The sequence below is a fragment of the Roseovarius pelagicus genome (assembly GCF_025639885.1).
In the GTDB taxonomy this organism is placed as follows: domain Bacteria; phylum Pseudomonadota; class Alphaproteobacteria; order Rhodobacterales; family Rhodobacteraceae; genus Roseovarius; species Roseovarius pelagicus.
This window is the reverse complement of sequence record NZ_CP106738.1, coordinates 2,132,665-2,149,929: the sequence shown is the minus strand read 5'-3', so window position 1 is coordinate 2,149,929 and position 17,265 is coordinate 2,132,665. Positions and strand designations below refer to the sequence as shown.

Annotated in this window: 14 protein-coding genes; 8 read left to right on the top strand and 6 right to left on the bottom strand. The window is 59.8% G+C overall.

Annotated features, from left to right (window positions below):
• Nucleotides 1-8 precede the first annotated feature (8 nt).
• Nucleotides 9-1,061, bottom strand: a complete 1,053-nt coding sequence (locus N7U68_RS11745; RefSeq protein ID WP_263046913.1) for an efflux RND transporter periplasmic adaptor subunit — start codon at nt 1,059-1,061, stop codon at nt 9-11.
• Between the two features lie 363 nt (nt 1,062-1,424).
• Here N7U68_RS11745 and N7U68_RS11740 point away from each other — a divergent pair, with 363 nt between their 5' ends.
• On the top strand, nt 1,425-2,213 hold the full coding sequence (locus N7U68_RS11740; protein WP_165195331.1) for an IclR family transcriptional regulator: 789 nt from the start codon (nt 1,425-1,427) through the stop codon (nt 2,211-2,213).
• 15 nt (nt 2,214-2,228) lie between these two features.
• Here the strand turns inward: N7U68_RS11740 and N7U68_RS11735 are convergent, their stop codons facing one another.
• A complete protein-coding gene (locus tag N7U68_RS11735) occupies nt 2,229-3,149 on the bottom strand; it encodes a MurR/RpiR family transcriptional regulator (protein ID WP_373323004.1) in 921 nt (306 codons plus the stop codon).
• 113 nt (nt 3,150-3,262) lie between these two features.
• Between N7U68_RS11735 and N7U68_RS11730 the strand changes: the two genes are divergently transcribed.
• The 7 genes from N7U68_RS11730 to N7U68_RS11700 all read left to right on the top strand — a co-directional run bounded on the left by N7U68_RS11730 (nt 3,263) and on the right by N7U68_RS11700 (nt 11,100).
• Nucleotides 3,263-4,051 (top strand): N-formylglutamate amidohydrolase, encoded by a 789-nt coding sequence (locus N7U68_RS11730; RefSeq protein WP_263046912.1) that lies wholly within the window; start codon nt 3,263-3,265, stop codon nt 4,049-4,051.
• The gene (locus N7U68_RS11725; RefSeq protein WP_263046911.1) at nt 4,044-4,640 is read left to right on the top strand and encodes a TRAP transporter small permease subunit; all 597 of its coding nucleotides are present in this window, start codon (nt 4,044-4,046) and stop codon (nt 4,638-4,640) included. The genes N7U68_RS11730 and N7U68_RS11725 overlap by 8 nt, the downstream gene beginning before the upstream one ends.
• Nucleotides 4,640-5,962, top strand: a complete 1,323-nt coding sequence (locus N7U68_RS11720) for a TRAP transporter large permease (protein ID WP_263046910.1) — start codon at nt 4,640-4,642, stop codon at nt 5,960-5,962. Before N7U68_RS11725 ends, N7U68_RS11720 begins: the two co-directional genes overlap by 1 nt.
• 50 nt (nt 5,963-6,012) lie before the next feature.
• Nucleotides 6,013-7,047 (top strand): TRAP transporter substrate-binding protein, encoded by a 1,035-nt coding sequence (locus N7U68_RS11715; RefSeq protein ID WP_165195339.1) that lies wholly within the window; start codon nt 6,013-6,015, stop codon nt 7,045-7,047.
• Nucleotides 7,048-7,157: 110 nt separating this feature from the next.
• Nucleotides 7,158-8,513: a glutamine synthetase family protein gene (locus N7U68_RS11710; RefSeq protein ID WP_263046909.1), complete on the top strand. Its 1,356-nt coding sequence runs from the start codon at nt 7,158-7,160 to the stop codon at nt 8,511-8,513.
• A gap of 62 nt (nt 8,514-8,575) precedes the next feature.
• Entirely contained in the window at nt 8,576-9,958 is a 1,383-nt protein-coding gene (locus tag N7U68_RS11705; protein ID WP_263046908.1) for an aldehyde dehydrogenase family protein, read from the top strand.
• Entirely contained in the window at nt 9,955-11,100 is a 1,146-nt protein-coding gene (locus tag N7U68_RS11700; RefSeq protein ID WP_263046907.1) for an iron-containing alcohol dehydrogenase, read from the top strand. The genes N7U68_RS11705 and N7U68_RS11700 overlap by 4 nt, the downstream gene beginning before the upstream one ends.
• Before the next feature lie 106 nt (nt 11,101-11,206).
• On the opposite strand, the gene gltB is transcribed toward N7U68_RS11700, so the two are convergent.
• From gltB to N7U68_RS11680, 4 genes are read right to left on the bottom strand one after another with little or no spacing between them, the layout of a single operon-like run.
• Nucleotides 11,207-15,739, bottom strand: coding sequence for a glutamate synthase large subunit (gene gltB, locus N7U68_RS11695; protein ID WP_263046906.1), 4,533 nt, complete (start codon nt 15,737-15,739; stop codon nt 11,207-11,209).
• Nucleotides 15,736-16,167 (bottom strand): GFA family protein, encoded by a 432-nt coding sequence (locus N7U68_RS11690; RefSeq protein WP_263046905.1) that lies wholly within the window; start codon nt 16,165-16,167, stop codon nt 15,736-15,738. The genes gltB and N7U68_RS11690 overlap by 4 nt, the downstream gene beginning before the upstream one ends.
• On the bottom strand, nt 16,164-16,739 hold the full coding sequence (locus N7U68_RS11685; protein WP_165195351.1) for a DUF3916 domain-containing protein: 576 nt from the start codon (nt 16,737-16,739) through the stop codon (nt 16,164-16,166). The genes N7U68_RS11690 and N7U68_RS11685 overlap by 4 nt, the downstream gene beginning before the upstream one ends.
• On the bottom strand, nt 16,739-17,164 hold the full coding sequence (locus N7U68_RS11680; protein ID WP_165195353.1) for a GFA family protein: 426 nt from the start codon (nt 17,162-17,164) through the stop codon (nt 16,739-16,741). The genes N7U68_RS11685 and N7U68_RS11680 overlap by 1 nt, the downstream gene beginning before the upstream one ends.
• Nucleotides 17,165-17,265 lie beyond the last annotated feature (101 nt).

The following is a 17,265-nucleotide window of genomic DNA, read 5'->3' as shown; positions in this document are numbered from 1 at the left end:
TGCGGTCCTCAGTTCGGGAAACCGGAGAAGCGGCGTACACGCATCCCGTCGTCCAGCGTGTTGACGCCAGCAACGACGATTTCCGTGCCCGGCTCTACGCCCGTGACCATGAATTTTCCGTTCGGTCCGGCCGAGATGGTGACAGCGATCCGCGACAGCGTTCCAGTATCATCCTCACCGGGTAAAAACGCCAGAACCGACGTCGCACCATCAGCGGCCGTGGCGACGGCAGTGGCGGGCACGAAAATACCCGTTTCACCAGAGTTCAACCGGGCGGTGATGGTCGCAGAGGAACCGGGCAAAATGCGCATTCCCGCAGGGGGTGGCATGCCAAAGGTCAGTCGGAATGTCTGCCCGATCTCTGATGTTTCGGCATTGTATTCACGGACCTCCAGCGGAAACTCTTCATCGCTGATCGGGAACTTGGCGGTCACGGTCACATCGGGGTCCTCGCCAGCACGCTGAAACAGCACTTCGGGCACGTCGATCTCGATGCGCAGCTCGGACATGTCATGCAGTCGTGCGACGGGTGTACCGGCATTCACTGTGGTGAAATTGGCGACATCACGGTTTGCTACCAATGCGTCGAACGGGGCATGCAGCGTCGCATGTTCCAGCGCATTTTTGGCATTGGCAACAGCGATACGCGCCAACGCCGCGTCGGTATCTGCATCCTCGCGCCGCACTTGGCTGGCTGAGGCATCGCTCAGTTTTGCCAGACGCTCCACGGTTCGATCCGCCTGCTCCTGTTGCAGTTTGGCCTGATCGAACGCCAGTTGGAATGTCTCCAGATCCAACTGTGCGATCAATGCGCCCTTCGGCACTGTTTCGCCTTCGACCACCGGAATGGTCTCGACCTGACCGGAGACCTGAAACGCCAGATCGACCGTTTGCCGGGCAACCACATGGCCAAAGAACTTTCGCACGGTCGCGCTTGATCCCGTTTCGACGGTCATCAACTTGACCGGTTTAAGGGTCATTGACGCCTCTGACGTATCCTGTGCCATGGCAGGCAGCGCAAGCGCGGCACTCATGAGGGCGGGCCAGATCCATCGCGTCATAAGCGTATTCCTTCTACTGCAATCGTGGTTGCGCCGGCGAAAGCCCGTCGGTGCCCGCCCTCTTATCCTGGTAGCCGGGCAAAGCAAAGGTTTGGAGCCGTGCATTTCTGAGCGGACTAGCCCTGTCCGCACGCAATATGGCGGTGGCTCTGATATGTGCAAGTGACGGGGTGCAGGTGTTAAGCGTTGCGAGTATTGCAACTGGCCTGCCGGGCGTTCCCAAATATTGATAGTTACGCTAGACAGAGCTTTACCTCCTCGTTCTCGCGGTGGTTGAATAATCGTGGTGATGGCCGTGGCTATCACCCATTGTGGCCCTGCAACTGTAGTGTCGCGGACCGAAGGAAACAAACTGGGACTCCAATGACCGAAGCCAGCGAAAAAGAAGGCACTATTCCCACCAATCTCCGGTTGCTCATGGTGCTCGAAGAGTTGGCGCGCGCCGGTGTTCCAGTCACTCCGACCGAGGTGAATCAGACACTTGGCCTGCCCAAGCCAACGATACATCGCCTCTTTGGAACGTTAGAGAAAGAGGGCTTCATCCAGCGCGAGATTGATGGTCGCGGCTATGCGCCAGGCGGACGCCTGCGCCGCCTGTCCACGGATGTTCTGTCCTCCTTGCGTATACGTACCGCACGGATCGCGATTCTGACCCGGCTGGCCCAAGCCGTCGGAGAGACATGCAACATCGCGCTGCCCGACCGCGAGGGGATGATCTATCTCGAGCGGGTAGAATCGAAATGGCCGCTGCGTATCCAGCTGCCGGTCGGAACCATGGTGCCGTTCTATTGCACCGCCTCGGGCAAAATGTATCTCAGCCAGCTGGACGAGAAACATCTGCGCAACTACGCGACCACTGGTGCACTGGAAGCCCGTACCAATGCCACGATCACCCATCCCGATGCATTGCTGGACGAGGTGCGCGCGATTCGCAAACGCGGCTATGCTACCGACAATGCGGAATTCATGGACGGTATGATCGCTGTCGCGGTGCCCATCGTCGAGACAAATGGCAGACTTGTATCAACGCTGTCATTTCATGCGCCTGCCCAACGGTTGTCACTGTCCGACGCCATCGCATTTGTCCCGCAGCTACAGGATGCGGCGCAAAAGCTGTCGAACCTAATCGACGATGGCGACGCGGTAGAGTAGGGCGCGCGCCACCGGCTATTTACCGAACAAGCGTGCCGCGTCAAAGATTTCGTCCAGCCGCTCATATCTCGCCCGCGTTTCCGGCCAGTTTTCTTCCTGCACGGCGGCGATCAGCGTCTCCAGCAACATCATTGTCGAGATGTTGCTGTCCCATGCCGACGGAATCTCGACCCAGCAGTGAAACGTTTGATCGGCCACCGCCGCCACCGGGCTGGCCCACTGGTCGGTAATCAGGATGACCCGCACGCCGCGCTCTGCCGCCAGTTCCGCCAGCCGCAGCAGGTTCTTCTCGTACCGGCGTACGTCGAACATCAGCAGGACGTCACCGGCCTCCATGTCCAGCAGGTAATGCGGCCATGTGGCCGAGGATGACGTCATGTGCGTGATCCGCTGCCGCACAGCCTGAAAATGGGTAAATGCGTATTCCGCCAGCGCACGCGTGATCCGGCCACCGACCAGATATAGCCGTCGTTCGGAGTCGGCCAGCGCCTGCACCGCCTCGTCAAACTGCGCCGTGTCGATGTTGGACAACGTCTGTTCGATGTTGTGGCCGATCGCGGTGACGAACCGGTTCAGCAGATGGGTTTCGGGCACTTCGCTGGCCCAGTTGGCGCGCCGCTGCGTCGGGCCGGATACCGTCGCCTCTAATTCTTGCAGCAGGGCTTGGTGAAACTGCGGATAGCCTTTGTAGCCCAGCTTTTGCACCATGCGGGCGACCGTTGGCGTGGACACATCGGCATTGGCAGCGACAATCGTGATCGAGGCAAGGCCAGCCGCAGGATAGTTGGCCAGCAGCGCATTGGCGAATTTGCGTTCCGATTGGGTCAGCGTTCCATAGTGCGCGCGAATTTGCTCGCGTACGGTGCGGCCCGGTTTGGCGGTCTGGGTCTCGGATGACGTGTTCACGGCAATGCGGCCCCACAGCTCCTCTTGAATTGGCACTGGCAATGTTGCGCAGGGCAATCACATGAAATGTCTCTGAAATTATATTGACAGAAAATTGCCATTGTGAAAACATTTATTCAAAAGCGCCACCCTCGGGGAAATTCATGACATCTGCACCAGCTGACAGCGCAGCCCAGTTGCTGGGCACGACCGGACCGACCACCAGTTCGGCGTTGTTGGTATGCGAGCATGCCTCGAACGTGATTCCCGAACGGTATGGCGATCTGGGCCTGTCACCCGAAGACATGGTCAGTCATGCCGCGTGGGACCCCGGCGCACTCGACCTCAGCCTCTATCTGGCCGAGGCGCTCGACGCCCCACTCGTCGCCTGCACCGTGTCCCGGCTGGTTTATGACTGCAACCGCCCGCCAGAGGCACCATCGGCAATGACCGCACAATCCGAACGAATCGAGGTGCCTGGCAATCGCGATCTCAGAGATGCGGACCGGGCTGAGCGTGTGGAAACAGTCTATACCCCGTTTTGTGACGCTGTGACCGATGTCATCACCACCCGCAGAGCGCGCGCGCAGCCAACTGCACTGATCACGATCCACAGCTTTACCCCGCTCTATCACGGCAGGGAGCGCCCGACAGAAATCGGCATCCTGCATGACACAGACACGCGTCTGGCCGATGCAATGCTCTCCGCGTCGCTCAAGCTGCCGCACCGTCTGATCGAACGTAATCAGCCCTACGGACCCGAGGATGGCGTCACCCATTCATTGCAAATTCACGGCATCGCCCATGAATTGCCAAACGTGATGATTGAGGTGCGCAATGATCTGCTGACCACGCCCGAAGCGGTCGCGCAAATCGGTGATGAGTTGCTCAGCCTGCTTCGGCCCGCGCTGATCCACCTTGGACTAGAGGCGCAGGGGTCTGCCCATGCCTAGGCTGGTTTGCGGTTACGTGCACGCCATCGACGGGTTGAACCGGTTCATTGGGCGTATCGCGATGTACCTGATTTTCGCGCTCGTGGGCGTCCTGCTTTGGTCGTCCGTGTCCAAAACGTTCTTTAACCCGACGCTCTGGACGCTGGAGACGGCGCAATTCGTTATGGTTGCCTATTATGTGTTGGGCGGGCCGTATTCGATCCAGTTGGGATCGAACGTGCGCATGGACCTTTTCTATGGTGGCTGGTCGCCCCGGCAAAAGGCGTGGATGGATGCCTTCACCGTGTTTTTTCTGATGTTCTACCTCGGCGTCCTGCTCTACGGCGCAGTCGGCTCCACCGCCTATGCGCTGGGCTATTTCGGCACTGAACCATTCCGCTTTTTCTGGGACTTGTTCGTGACCTTCGTCACACAGGGACCGACAGCAGCAGGAGGCGAACTTGGCTTTCTTGAACGCAGCTCGACCGCGTGGCGGCCTTATCTCTGGCCGGTCAAGGCCATGCTGTGCATCGGGGTCATCCTGATGCTGCTTCAGGCACTGGCAGAACTCTTCCGCGATATCGGACGCATTCGCGGGGTCGAAATCTGATGTCCTACGAAATGATCGCGATCCTGATGTTCAGCACCATGATGCTGATGCTGTTGACCGGGCAGCGCGTCTTTGGCGCGATTGGCTTTGTCGGCGCGGCCGCAGGCATGTTGCTGTGGGGCGTGGGCGGTGTCGATGTGCCGTTCTCCGCGGCGATGAAGCTGATGAAATGGTATCCGCTGCTGACCCTGCCGATGTTCATCTTCATGGGGTACGTTCTGTCAGAATCCCGGATTGCCGATGACCTGTACAAGATGTTTCATGTCTGGATGGGGCCCGTGCGCGGCGGTCTGGCGATCGGCACGATTGGCCTGATGGTGCTGATTTCCGCGATGAACGGCCTCAGCGTGGCAGGCATGGCCATCGGTGCCACCATCGCGCTGCCTGAATTGCTGCGTCGTGGCTATGACAAGATCATGGTGACAGGCGTCATTCAGGCCGGATCGTCCCTTGGTATTCTTGTGCCACCCTCGGTCGTTCTGGTTCTGTATGCGATGATCGCGCGTCAGCCCGTTGGGCAGCTATGGCTGGCAGGTGTTCTGCCGGGGCTGATGATGGCGACGCTTTTCGTTGTCTATATCTACGTTAGGTGTCGGATGCAGCCAGAGCTTGGCCCGGTGCTGCCCGAGAACGAGCGCAACATTCCGCTGGCCGAAAAACTGCGCCTGCTGCGTGCCGGATTGCTGCCGCTGATCATCTTTGCCGCGATGATGGTGCCCTTTGTCAAAGGCTGGACATCGCTGGTCGAAAGCTCTGCCATCGGGGCGATGGCGGCCTTTGTCGCCGCGATCCTGAAGCGCCGCATGACGCGCGAGGTGTTCGAGAACTCGGTGCGCAATACGCTGGCGATTTCGTGCATGTTCATGTGGATCATCCTTGCTGCGCTGGGCTTTGGTGCCATCTTTGACGGGCTGGGCGCGGTCAAGGCGATCGAGGATCTGTTTACCACACAGTTGGGCCTCAGCCCGTGGATGATCCTCATCCTGATGCAGCTCAGCTTTATCCTGATGGGCACGTTTCTGGACGATACGGCGATGCTGGTGATTGTCGCGCCGCTCTATGTGCCGCTGGTTGGCGCGTTGGGCTTCGATCTGATCTGGTATGGTGTGCTCTATACCATCACGACTCAGATCGCCTACATGACCCCGCCATTCGGCTATAACCTGTTTTTGATGCGCGCCATGGCCCCGCCCGAAATCGGGCTAAAGGACATCTATATTTCGATCATACCGTTCGTCGGGGTGATGGTAGTGGCTCTGGCGCTGATCATGATCTTTCCGCAGATCGCCCTGTGGCTGCCTGAATATGTCTATGGAAAATAACTGAAAAGAGCCCCGTAAAGAGGCCGATAACAATAGCAAGGAGAACTGACATGACCACCAGACGCAAGTTTTTGACTACCGCGGCGGTTGGCGCCGCAGCGGCGCCGCTGGCCACGCCCGCGATTGCGCAATCCACGATCAAATGGCGCATGCAGACCTATGCCGGCACTGCATTGGCCGAACATGTGGTGAAACCCGCCATTGATATGTTCAACAAGGTCGCGGGCGACAAAATGCAGATCGAGCTGTTCTATGCCGATCAGCTGGTGCCCACGGGCGAGCTGTTTCGCGCCATGCAGCGCGGCACAATCGACGCGGTGCAGTCGGATGATGACAGCATGGCATCTCCGACCGAAGTCACCGTATTCGGCGGTTACTTCCCCTTTGCGTCGCGCTACTCGCTCGATGTGCCTGTGCTGTTCAACCAGTACGGCCTGAATGAAATCTGGGATGCCGAATATTCCAAAGTTGGTGTGAAACATATCAGCGCCGGCGCATGGGACCCCTGCCATTTCGCCACCAAGGACCCGATCAACAGCCTTGCAGATCTTGAAGGCAAACGTGTCTTTACCTTCCCCACGGCGGGCCGGTTCATGGCGCAGTTCGGCGTCGTGCCCGTCACGCTGCCATGGGAGGACATCGAGGTTGCTGTACAAACCGGCGAACTGGACGGTATCGCATGGTCCGGCATTACCGAGGATTACACCGTCGGTTGGGCGGATGTGACGAATTACTTCCTGACCAACAACATCTCGGGCGCATGGGCCGGATCGTTCTTTGCCAACATGGATCGTTGGAATGAACTGCCCGAGGACATGCAGACATTGTTCCGGGTGTGCTGTGACCAATCGCACTACTATCGCCAGTGGTGGTATTGGGGCGGCGAAGCGTCCTTGCGCGTTGACGGCACCAAGATGGAGTTGACCTCGATCCCTGACGCAGAGTGGCAACAGGTCGAAGACGCGGCCCTGACTTTCTGGGATGAGATCGCGGCCGAGTCCGAAACCAAGGCCAAAGTTGTCGAGATATTCAAGAAGTACAACGCCGACATGAAGAAAGCCGGGCGGCCCTACCGCTACGGCTGAACCGACCTGTCCCCTGGCCTGCGGTCGGGGGACAGTTTTTTCGCGAAAAACTGGTCAAAAAATTCTTCGCGAAGAATTTTGCCACCGCCTGACAGAGATGGAACGCCGATATGAGCCTGAGTTTCGACGAGTTGAAAGCCAAGACAAACGCCGGAGAGGTGGATACTGTTCTTGTGTGTTTCGTGGATATGCAGGGCCGCCTGCTGGGCAAGCGGTTCCATGCGGGTCATTTCATCAATGGCGCCTACGCCGAAACCCATTGCTGCAACTATCTGTTGGCCACCGACCTAGAGATGGCCACGCCGGATGGCTTTGCCAGCACGTCTTGGGAAAAGGGCTATGGCGACTACGTGATGAAGCCCGATCTGGGCACCATCCGCATGATGCCGTGGCTTGAGGGCACCGCGATGGTGCTTTGCGATATTCAGGATCACCATACCCACGCCGACATTCCCCATTCCCCCCGCGCCATGCTGAAAAAACAGCTGAAACGGTTGGAAGCGCTGGGATATGACGCAATGATGGCGACCGAACTGGAGTTTTTCCTGTTCGAGAAGAGCTATGACGATATCCGCAAGAGCGGCTTTCGCGATCTGGAGCCGATTTCAGGCTATAACGAGGATTACCACATCTTCCAGACCACCAAGGAAGAGCATGTGATGCGCCCCATCCGCAACCATCTGTGGAACGCGGGTATCCCGATCGAAAACTCCAAGGGCGAAGCGGAATCCGGTCAGGAAGAGTTGAACATCAAATATGATGCGGCTCTGAACACGGCCGATTACCACACCATCGCCAAGCACGCGATCAAGGAGATTTCGTGGCAGCACGGACATGCGGCCAGCTTCCTGCCGAAATGGCACCATGACCGCGTCGGCAGCTCCAGCCATGTGCACCAGTCGCTTTGGAAGGATGGCAAGAACGCGTTTCAGGACCCGTCGGACGATCTGGGCATGTCGCAACTGATGAAAAACTACATGGCAGGCATGTTGAAATACGCCCCAGACTATACCTATTTCCTCGCGCCGTACATCAACAGCTACAAGCGGTTCCAAAAGGGCACGTTTGCCCCCACCCGCACGATCTGGTCCGTGGACAACCGTACGGCCGGTTTCCGCCTGTGCGGTGACGGCACCAAGGCTGTGCGAGTCGAATGCCGCGTTGGCGGATCGGACCTGAACCCTTATCTGGCGATGGCTGCACAGCTGGCCGCCGGGATCGCCGGGATCGAAGAAGGGCTCGAACTGTCACCACCGTTCAAAGGGGACGCCTATAGCGGCAACGAGGGCATGATTCCCGGCACCCTGCGTGATGCGCGCGAGACGTTGACCGGATCGGCGATGTTGCGTGCGGCGATGGGCGACGATGTGATCGACCATTACGCGCGCGCCGCTGAAGTCGAAATCGAGGATTTCGACAGGGTTGTGACGGATTACGAGATCGCGCGCGGGTTTGAACGTGCGTAACAAGAATCTCTTGCCTCCGGCGGGGATATTTTGGGCAAGAAGAAACACAAGGAAGATGTGAAATGGGTCAGGTTCTGAAATGTATCTCGCCAATTGACGGGTCGGTCTTTGCCGAGCGCGAGGTTCTGACGCAAGCGGCTGCGCAGGCGGTGGCGGACAAGGCCCGCGCAGCACAGGCGGCATGGGCCGCACGACCACTGGAGGATCGGATTGCGCTGGTCATGGCAGGTGTTGCCGCCGTTGGTGCGATGAATGACGAGGTCGTGCCGGAACTGGCCCATATGATGGGGCGGCCTGTCCGCTATGGTGGCGAGTTTGGCGGCTTTGATGAGCGTGCCAGCCACATGGCACAGATTGCCGCCGACGCGCTGGCCGATATCGAAGTGGGCGAAGACGCAACGTTCAAACGCTACATCCGGCGCATTCCGCATGGTGTCGTGTTCGTCGTAGCGCCGTGGAACTACCCCTATATGACCGCGATCAACACCGTTGCGCCCGCGCTGATCGCGGGTAATGCGGTCATGCTGAAACACGCCACGCAGACGTTGCTGGTGGGCGAACGGATGGCGCGCGCATTTCATGCCGCAGGCGTGCCCGAGGATGTGTTCCAGAACGTATTTCTGGACCATGACACCACTTCGGCACTTATCGCGGCGCGCGCTTTCGACTTCGTCAATTTCACCGGCTCCGTTGGCGGCGGTCGCGCGATGGAACAGGCGGCAGCGGGCACGTTCACGCCCGTCAGCACCGAACTGGGGGGCAAGGATCCCGGTTATGTGATGGAGGACGCCGATCTGGACTCGGCGGTGGATACGCTGATCGACGGTGCGATGTTCAATTCCGGTCAGTGCTGCTGCGGGATCGAGCGGATTTACGTCCATGACAGCCTCTATGATGCTTTTGTTGAGAAGGCGGTAAAAATCGTGAGCGGCTATAAATTGGGCAACCCGCTGGAGGCCGAGACGACATTGGGGCCAATGGCGAACGTCCGGTTTGCACAGGAAGTGCGCGCACAGATCGACGAGGCGATTGCCGCAGGGGCTGTGGCGCAGATCGACAGGTTTGCCGAGGATGATGGTGGCGCGTATCTGACACCACAAATTCTGACTGATGTGACCCATGAGATGCGCGTAATGCGCGACGAGAGCTTTGGCCCCGTGGTCGGCATAATGAAAGTCAGCGGCGACGACGAGGCGATCGCGTTGATGAACGACAGCGAATTTGGCCTCACGGCCAGCCTCTGGACGGCGGATGTCGAACGCGCGCAGGCGGTGGGCGACCGGATCGAAACCGGCACCGTGTTTATGAACCGGGCCGACTATCTGGATCCGGGTCTGTGCTGGACGGGCTGCAAGAACACCGGGCGCGGCGGAGGATTGTCGGTGATCGGCTATCACAACCTGACCCGCCCCAAATCCTACCATCTGAAAAAGGTGACCTCATGACTCTGACTGCCAACTGGTCCTATCCGACCACGATCAAATTCGGCTCAGGCCGCATTGCCGAACTGCCCGCCGCCTGTGCGCAGGCCGGGGTCAAACGCCCGCTGCTGGTAACGGACAAGGGGCTGGCCAATCTGCCAATCACTGCCGCGACGCTGGATATCATGGAGGCTGCTGGCCTCGGGCGCGGTATTTTTTCGGATGTTGACCCCAATCCGAACGAGCAAAACCTAGATGCGGGTGTCGCAGTCTACAACGCTGGCGGCCACGATGGCGTGATCGCGTTCGGCGGTGGCTCTGGCCTTGATCTGGGCAAGATGGTTGCCTTTATGTGCGGCCAGACCCGCCCGGTCTGGGACTATGAGGATGTGGGCGATTGGTGGACACGCGCGGATGCGGACGCCATCGCGCCTATCGTCGCCGTGCCGACCACGGCGGGCACCGGCTCTGAGGTGGGGCGTGCCAGCGTCATCACCAATTCCGTGACCCATGTGAAGAAGATCATCTTTCACCCAAAAGTGCTGCCGCAAGTCGTGATCTGTGATCCCGAACTGACCGTGGGCATGCCGAAATTCATCACGGCGGGCACCGGTCTGGATGCGTTCGCGCACTGCGTCGAGGCCTATAGCAGCCCGCATTACCATCCGATGAGCCAAGGTATCGCGCTGGAAGGCATGCGGCTGGTAAAGGAGTATCTGCCTCGCGCCTATGCCGACGGCACCGATATCGAGGCCCGTGCACAGATGATGAGCGCGGCGATGATGGGCGCCACGGCGTTCCAAAAGGGGCTAGGCGCGATCCACGCCATGAGTCACCCGATCGGCGCCGTGTTCCATACCCACCACGGCACGACCAACGCGGTCTGCATGCCGGCTGTGCTGGACCTCAACGCGCCCAAGATTGCCGACCGATTCCGCGATGCGGCGGCCTATCTGGACATCGAGGGCGGCTTTGACGGCTTCCGCGCCTTTGTGCAAGACTTCAACGACGCGCTCGGCATTCCGCGTTCGCTGCGTGATCTCGGTGTTGATCCGGCACGGGTGGATGAACTGGTGTCAGAGGCGCTGAAGGATCCCAGCTGTGGCGGCAACCCGGTGGAGTTGACTGAAACGAACCTGCGGCAGCTCTTCGAGGCCAGCTTCTGATCGGACAAGATCACCAAAAGAAAACCCCGACCCATGGTGGGTCGGGGCTGAGATTGTGGAAACGGTAAGTGTCTGGACAACGCACCGTCGCCGGTAAAGGTTCCGACTACTCCGCCGGAACAGCCACGTCTGCGTATTCCAATGGGTGCGGCAGCTTGCCCAGCATCTCGATCGGGCAAACCTGAACAAAGTGCTGCATCTCCAGTTCCCAATGCTGCATGATATCGCGCGCCTTACGGCTGCCGGTCTCTGCGGCGTGGCGTTCCACCAGTTCACGCAGTTGGGCCTGCCAATGCGGATGTGCGACGGGTGACGTGGCCAGCGTTTCCATGTTCATCAGGTTTCCGGCGCTCTGGTCAGGATCATACAGATAGGCCATTCCGCCTGTCATGCCGGCCCCGAAATTTGCCCCGATCCGTCCCAGAATCACCGCAACGCCCCCGGTCATGTATTCGCATCCACTGTTGCCGCAGCCTTCGATCACCACATGCGCGCCACTGTTACGCACCGCGAACCGCTCGCCAGCGCGCCCGGCGGCAAAGAGATAGCCCGCCGTGGCCCCGTATAGCACCGTATTGCCGATGATCGTGTTCTCTGACGCCTCCAGCGCGCTGGACATTGGCGGGCGTACAACGATGATGCCACCCGACAGGCCCTTGCCCACATAATCATTGGCATCACCCGATACTTCCAGCTTCAGCCCCGGCGCGGCAAACGCCCCCAGAGATTGGCCCGCACTGCCCGACAATTTGACTGTCAGGTGGTCGGATTGCAGCGAATTGCGCATGCCGAACTTCTTGACGATATGGCTGCTCAGGCGGGTGCCCACGGTCCGGTCGGTGTTCTGGATGGCATAGTGCAGCTGCATCTTTTCACCGTCCTCCAGGAACCGGCGCGCATCGTTGACGATATCCGCATCCAGCGTGTCGGGCACGGCATTGCGTGGGCGGGCGCGGTCATAGCGCACGTTCTTGGCGCCATCGACGGTGATCAGCATCGGGTTCAAATCCAGATCATCCAGATGCGCGCTGCCCCGGCTGACCTGCGCCAGCAGATCGGCACGTCCGATCACGTCGTCCAGACTGCGCGCGCCAATCCCGGCCAGCACCTCGCGCACTTCCTGCGCGTAGAAGGTGATCAGGTTCACGACCTTGTCCGCATTGCCGGTAAACTTGTCGCGCAGCGCAGGGTCCTGAGTGCAGACGCCAACGGGACAGGTGTTGCTTTGGCATTGGCGTACCATGATACAGCCCATTGCGATCAGCGCGGCAGTGCCGATGCCGTATTCCTCGGCGCCCATCATCGCTGCCATGACAATGTCGCGCCCGGTACGCAGCCCGCCATCCGTGCGCAGCGTCACGCGGTCACGCAGCTTGTTCATGCTCAGCACCTGATGCGCCTCGGTCAGGCCCATTTCCCACGGCAGGCCTGCGTATTTGATCGACGTTGCCGGGCTGGCTCCGGTGCCGCCATTGTGGCCGCTGATCAGGATCACATCCGCCTTGGCCTTGGCCACACCGGCGGCAATCGTGCCCACGCCCGATTGTGCCACCAGCTTGACCGTGACTTTGGCGATCGGGTTGATCTGCTTCAGGTCGTAAATCAGCTGCGCCAGATCCTCGATGGAATAGATATCGTGGTGCGGCGGTGGACTGATCAGGGTGACGCCCGGTGTGGCGTGGCGCAAACGCGCGATCAGTTCGGTCACTTTCATACCGGGTAGCTGGCCACCTTCGCCGGGCTTGGCACCCTGCGCGACCTTGATTTCCAGTTCCTCGCACTGGTTCAGATACTCTGCCGTCACGCCAAACCGGCCCGATGCGACCTGCTTGATCTTGGCCGACGGGTTGTCACCATTCGCCTCGGGCAGGAAATGTGCCGGGTCTTCGCCGCCCTCGCCACTGTCGCTGCGCGCACCGATACGGTTCATGGCCACATTCAACGTCTTGTGCGCCTCGGGGCTGAGCGCGCCAAGGCTCATCCCCGGCGTCACGAACCGCTTGCGGATCGCTGTTACGCTTTCCACCTCTTCGAGGGGGATCGCGCTGCCCAGTGGCTTGATCGCCATCAGATCGCGCAGATGAATCGGCGGGTTGGCCTGCATCGCGGCTGAATACCGCTTCCACAGCTCATAGCTGGCAGTATTACAGGCCGTCTGCATCATATGCATGGTCTGCGCGCCCCATGCGTGGCTCTCTCCGGATTTGCGCGCCTTGTAGAACCCGCCGATGGGCAGGACGTTCTCGGCTGCGCCATAGGCACGGGCATGGACCTCTTCCAGCTTGGTCTGGATGCCGCTGACGCCGATCCCGCTGATCCGGCTGACAAGGCCGGGGAAAAACTCGGCGCACATCGCCCGGCTCAGGCCGATTGCCTCGAAATTCAGACCACCCCGATAGGACGAGATGACAGAAATCCCCATCTTGGACATGATTTTCAGCAGGCCCGCGTCAATCGCCTTGCGATAACGCGCGACGGCCTCGGTCAGCGTCCCTTCCAGCAGCCCCCGTTCGATCCGGTCGGCCAGACTGTCCTCGGCCAGATAGGCGTTCACAACAGTTGCGCCAGCGCCCACCAGCACGGCAAAATAATGCGGGTCAATACATTCCGCCGACCGCACGTTGAGCGAACAGAAGGTCCGCAACCCCTTGCGTGTCAGGTGGCTGTGAACGGCATTGGTGGCCAGAATCATCGGCATGCCGATCCGCTCTGGGCCGGTGTTCTGATCGGTCAGCACCAGATGCCCCGCGCCTGACCGCACGGCATCCTCTGCCTCGGCGCGGATACGTTGCAGCCCGGCCTGCAAGGTCCCCTTGCCATGCTCGAACGTACAATCAATCTCGGTCACATCCGCGTTGAACTGCTGCATCAGCACGTTCCATTGCGCATTGCCGACAAACGGGCTTTCCAGCACCAGAATCTCGGTCTGCGCACTGCTCTCGTCCAGCACGTTCTTAAGGTTGCCGAAGCGCGTTTTCAGGCTCATCACCCGGTATTCGCGCAGGCTGTCGATCGGTGGGTTGGTCACCTGGCTAAAGTTCTGGCGGAAGAAATGGCTCAGCGGGCGATATGTGCCGCTGAGCACCGCGCTGGGCGTGTCGTCACCCATTGACGCAATCGCCTCTTTGCCGTCCTCGCCCATCGGCGCCAGAATCTGCTCCAGTTCCTCGATGGAATAGCCCGCCGCAATCTGGCGGCGGCGCAGGTCGCCCCCGGTGTGAATCGGCTCTTCGCTGACCACGGCCAGCGCCTCGTCCAGATCGTTGATCTTGCCGACCCACTCGCCAAAGGGCAGGGCGGCCGCCAGCTTGTCCTTGATCTCGCGGTCACGGAATAACTGCCCGCTTTTCATGTCCACGGCCAGCATCTGCCCGGGACCAAGCGCGCCCTTGGCCCGCACGGTTGCCTCGTCGATGGGCACCATGCCAGCCTCGCTGCCCGCGATCAGCAGCCCGTCACCCGTCACCACATAGCGCATCGGGCGCAACCCGTTCCGGTCCAGACCGGCACAGACCCAGCGGCCATCGGTCATCGCCAGCGCAGCGGGGCCGTCCCACGGTTCCATCACGCTATTGCAATACGAATACATATCGCGCCATGCCTGCGGCAGATCCTCGGTTTGCTTGGACCAGCTTTCCGGTACGAGCATTGTCTTGGCCATGGGCGCAGAACGTCCGGCGCGCACCAGCACCTCGAACACTGCATCCAGCGCAGCTGAATCCGATGACCCCCCGGCGATGATTGGTTTAATATCCTCGGCCAAATCACCGAACGCCGATGACGCCATGCGGATCTCGTGGCTCTTCATCCAGTTCTTGTTGCCCTTGAGCGTGTTGATCTCGCCGTTATGAGCCAACATGCGGAACGGCTGCGCCAGCCACCACTGCGGGAATGTGTTGGTCGAATAGCGCTGATGATAGATCGCAAAGGCGGATTTGAACCGTTCGTCCATCAGGTCCGGATAGAACACCGCCACCTGCTCGGCCAGCATCATGCCCTTGTAAATGATGCTGCGGCAACTCAGCGACGCGATATAAAGCCCGGCAATCCCGGCGGCAGTTGCGGCCTTCTCGATCCGGCGACGTATGACATACAACTCGCGCTCGAACGCCTCTTCTTCGATCCCCTTGGCGTTTGAGATCATGATTTGCTCGATCTCGGGCCGCGTTGCGTTGGCTTTCTCGCCCAGACAGGTGATGTCCACCGGTACATGCCGCCAGCCATAAATTGTGTGCCCCATGCGCAGCACTTCGGTTTCGACAATGGTCCGGCACATTTCCTGCGCACCAAAATCCGTGCGCGGCAGAAACACCTGACCAATCGCGACCAGCTGATCCTCGCGCGGCTCGTGGCCGGTGCGTTGGATTGCGTCGTAAAAGAACGGAACGGGGATCTGCACATGAATGCCCGCCCCATCGCCGGTCATACCATCGGCATCGACTGCACCACGGTGCCAGATCGCCTTTAGCGCGTCGATCCCGGCCTGCACCACCTTGCGGCTCGGCTTGCCATTGACCGATACCACCAGGCCAACCCCGCAAGAGGAGTGTTCCTCGTCATGGCCATACATGCCGTTCTCGGCCAGCCAGTTACGCTTGGCTTCTTCGGCGCGTGCCCATTCGGCGTCGTATGTGGTCATGGTGTGTCTCCCTCGACATGGGTGTTGGTGGTCTCGTATTCGGCACGCGAGGTACGGCGGTGCGTGCCATCGAGGCAGATCGCGGTCATTGCACGATCGGCGTAAATCTCGGATCGGAGCGGCCAGTCATGTGCCGCATCGAACAATCCCGGCATCAGATCATAAGGGGCGTCAACGCGGTCAGTGTCGCGCATCCACAAATGCGATCCACAGGTCGGACAGAACGCTCTCTCGGCAAAGGATGATGATATGTGCCGCGCAACTTGACCGGTGATCTGGACAGCATCGGCATCCGCTTCGAAACAGACAAAGAGACCACCCGACCAAGCCTGACACATCCGGCAATGACAGGCACCGATCTGCGACTCATGGCGACCGTCCACTGTGATATGAACCGCACCGCACAGACATTTTCCCTCGATGCTCATGCGGCGATCCTTTCACTGCGTTCCATCACCACCCAACGCTCATGGGCATAGGTGTGGTCGTCTTCGCTCTGGTATTCCTCGAAGGCGATCCCCGCATGAGAGAAGCCGTCCGGCACCGCCACTTGCAGCATATCCAGCAGATCGCGCTCGGGTGCGCGGCTCTTGATCCAACCCATGTCATAATCGGCGCAGCCATGTTTGGTCGGCTGTTCGGGATCAAAGCGAAACTCATAGTCCCGGTCGAAAAATACGCAGATTTCCGAGCCAAAGAGATGCGGCCATTCGATGATCGCTGCCACGCGAGCATGTTCGGCGCCGCGTGGCTTATGCCCCGCCATCTGGGCGGCAGTATCGACCATCACCTGCACGGCTTCACGGCGAAATGCGTCACTTCCGTGGTCGGGGGAAATGACCTTTTCATAAACCGGAAGTTTCCAGTTGTAATAGTCGCCACGCCAGCAACCTTCGGGCGGAAAATCCTGCGCGATCCCAGCCATTCCGCGACGGAACGCACGTTCATAGCGCGCCCGACCACGCAGCTTCTTCATCGGGCGCATGTCCAGACGGCGCATCAATCCGTCCCACCATTGTATTGCGCCTCTGTCTCGGCTTCGGTCAGGGTGTGCGCGGGGGGAAGTGTTACGGTCTGGCATATCGCCTTGTCAGTGTACCAATGATTGTCCCCAACCAGCCCGGTCACATCGTCAAACAGGCCCAGCGACAGCCCGACGCCCTCGGCGCCATCGGTCGGGCGATACCACAGGACCGACCCGCAATTGCCGCAGAATGCGCGTTCGGCCCAATCAGAGCTTTGCAGCGTGCGGATGTTATCGGCGCCGCTCAGGTCCAACTCTGACATATTCAGCCAGACACTAAAAAACTGCGATCCGGTGATCCGGCGGCACATATCACAGGCACAGATGTTAAAACGGTCAAGGCTGCCCCGCGCGGTAAAGCTGATCGCGCCGCACATGCATTTCCCTGTCTTCTCCGCCATCACGTCCGTGTTCCTTACCTATTATGAGTCAGCTTTATTGACCTGTAACCGCTGGTTCGCCGAATTGGGCACCGACCAAATACCGACGTTAAACCGACGCC

What these genes read in the sequence shown, in the direction of transcription:
- N7U68_RS11730 (WP_263046912.1), top strand. Translation starts at nt 3,263, where the DNA reads ATGACATCTGCACCAGCTGACAGCGCAGCCCAGTTGCTGGGCACGACC.
- N7U68_RS11700 (WP_263046907.1), top strand. Translation starts at nt 9,955, where the DNA reads ATGACTCTGACTGCCAACTGGTCCTATCCGACCACGATCAAATTCGGC.
- N7U68_RS11680 (WP_165195353.1), bottom strand. Translation starts at nt 17,164, where the DNA reads ATGGCGGAGAAGACAGGGAAATGCATGTGCGGCGCGATCAGCTTTACC.
- N7U68_RS11690 (WP_263046905.1), bottom strand. Translation starts at nt 16,167, where the DNA reads ATGAGCATCGAGGGAAAATGTCTGTGCGGTGCGGTTCATATCACAGTG.
- N7U68_RS11685 (WP_165195351.1), bottom strand. Translation starts at nt 16,739, where the DNA reads ATGCGCCGTCTGGACATGCGCCCGATGAAGAAGCTGCGTGGTCGGGCG.
- N7U68_RS11725 (WP_263046911.1), top strand. Translation starts at nt 4,044, where the DNA reads ATGCCTAGGCTGGTTTGCGGTTACGTGCACGCCATCGACGGGTTGAAC.
- N7U68_RS11720 (WP_263046910.1), top strand. Translation starts at nt 4,640, where the DNA reads ATGTCCTACGAAATGATCGCGATCCTGATGTTCAGCACCATGATGCTG.
- N7U68_RS11715 (WP_165195339.1), top strand. Translation starts at nt 6,013, where the DNA reads ATGACCACCAGACGCAAGTTTTTGACTACCGCGGCGGTTGGCGCCGCA.
- N7U68_RS11710 (WP_263046909.1), top strand. Translation starts at nt 7,158, where the DNA reads ATGAGCCTGAGTTTCGACGAGTTGAAAGCCAAGACAAACGCCGGAGAG.
- N7U68_RS11745 (WP_263046913.1), bottom strand. Translation starts at nt 1,061, where the DNA reads ATGACGCGATGGATCTGGCCCGCCCTCATGAGTGCCGCGCTTGCGCTG.
- N7U68_RS11740 (WP_165195331.1), top strand. Translation starts at nt 1,425, where the DNA reads ATGACCGAAGCCAGCGAAAAAGAAGGCACTATTCCCACCAATCTCCGG.
- gltB (WP_263046906.1), bottom strand. Translation starts at nt 15,739, where the DNA reads ATGACCACATACGACGCCGAATGGGCACGCGCCGAAGAAGCCAAGCGT.
- N7U68_RS11705 (WP_263046908.1), top strand. Translation starts at nt 8,576, where the DNA reads ATGGGTCAGGTTCTGAAATGTATCTCGCCAATTGACGGGTCGGTCTTT.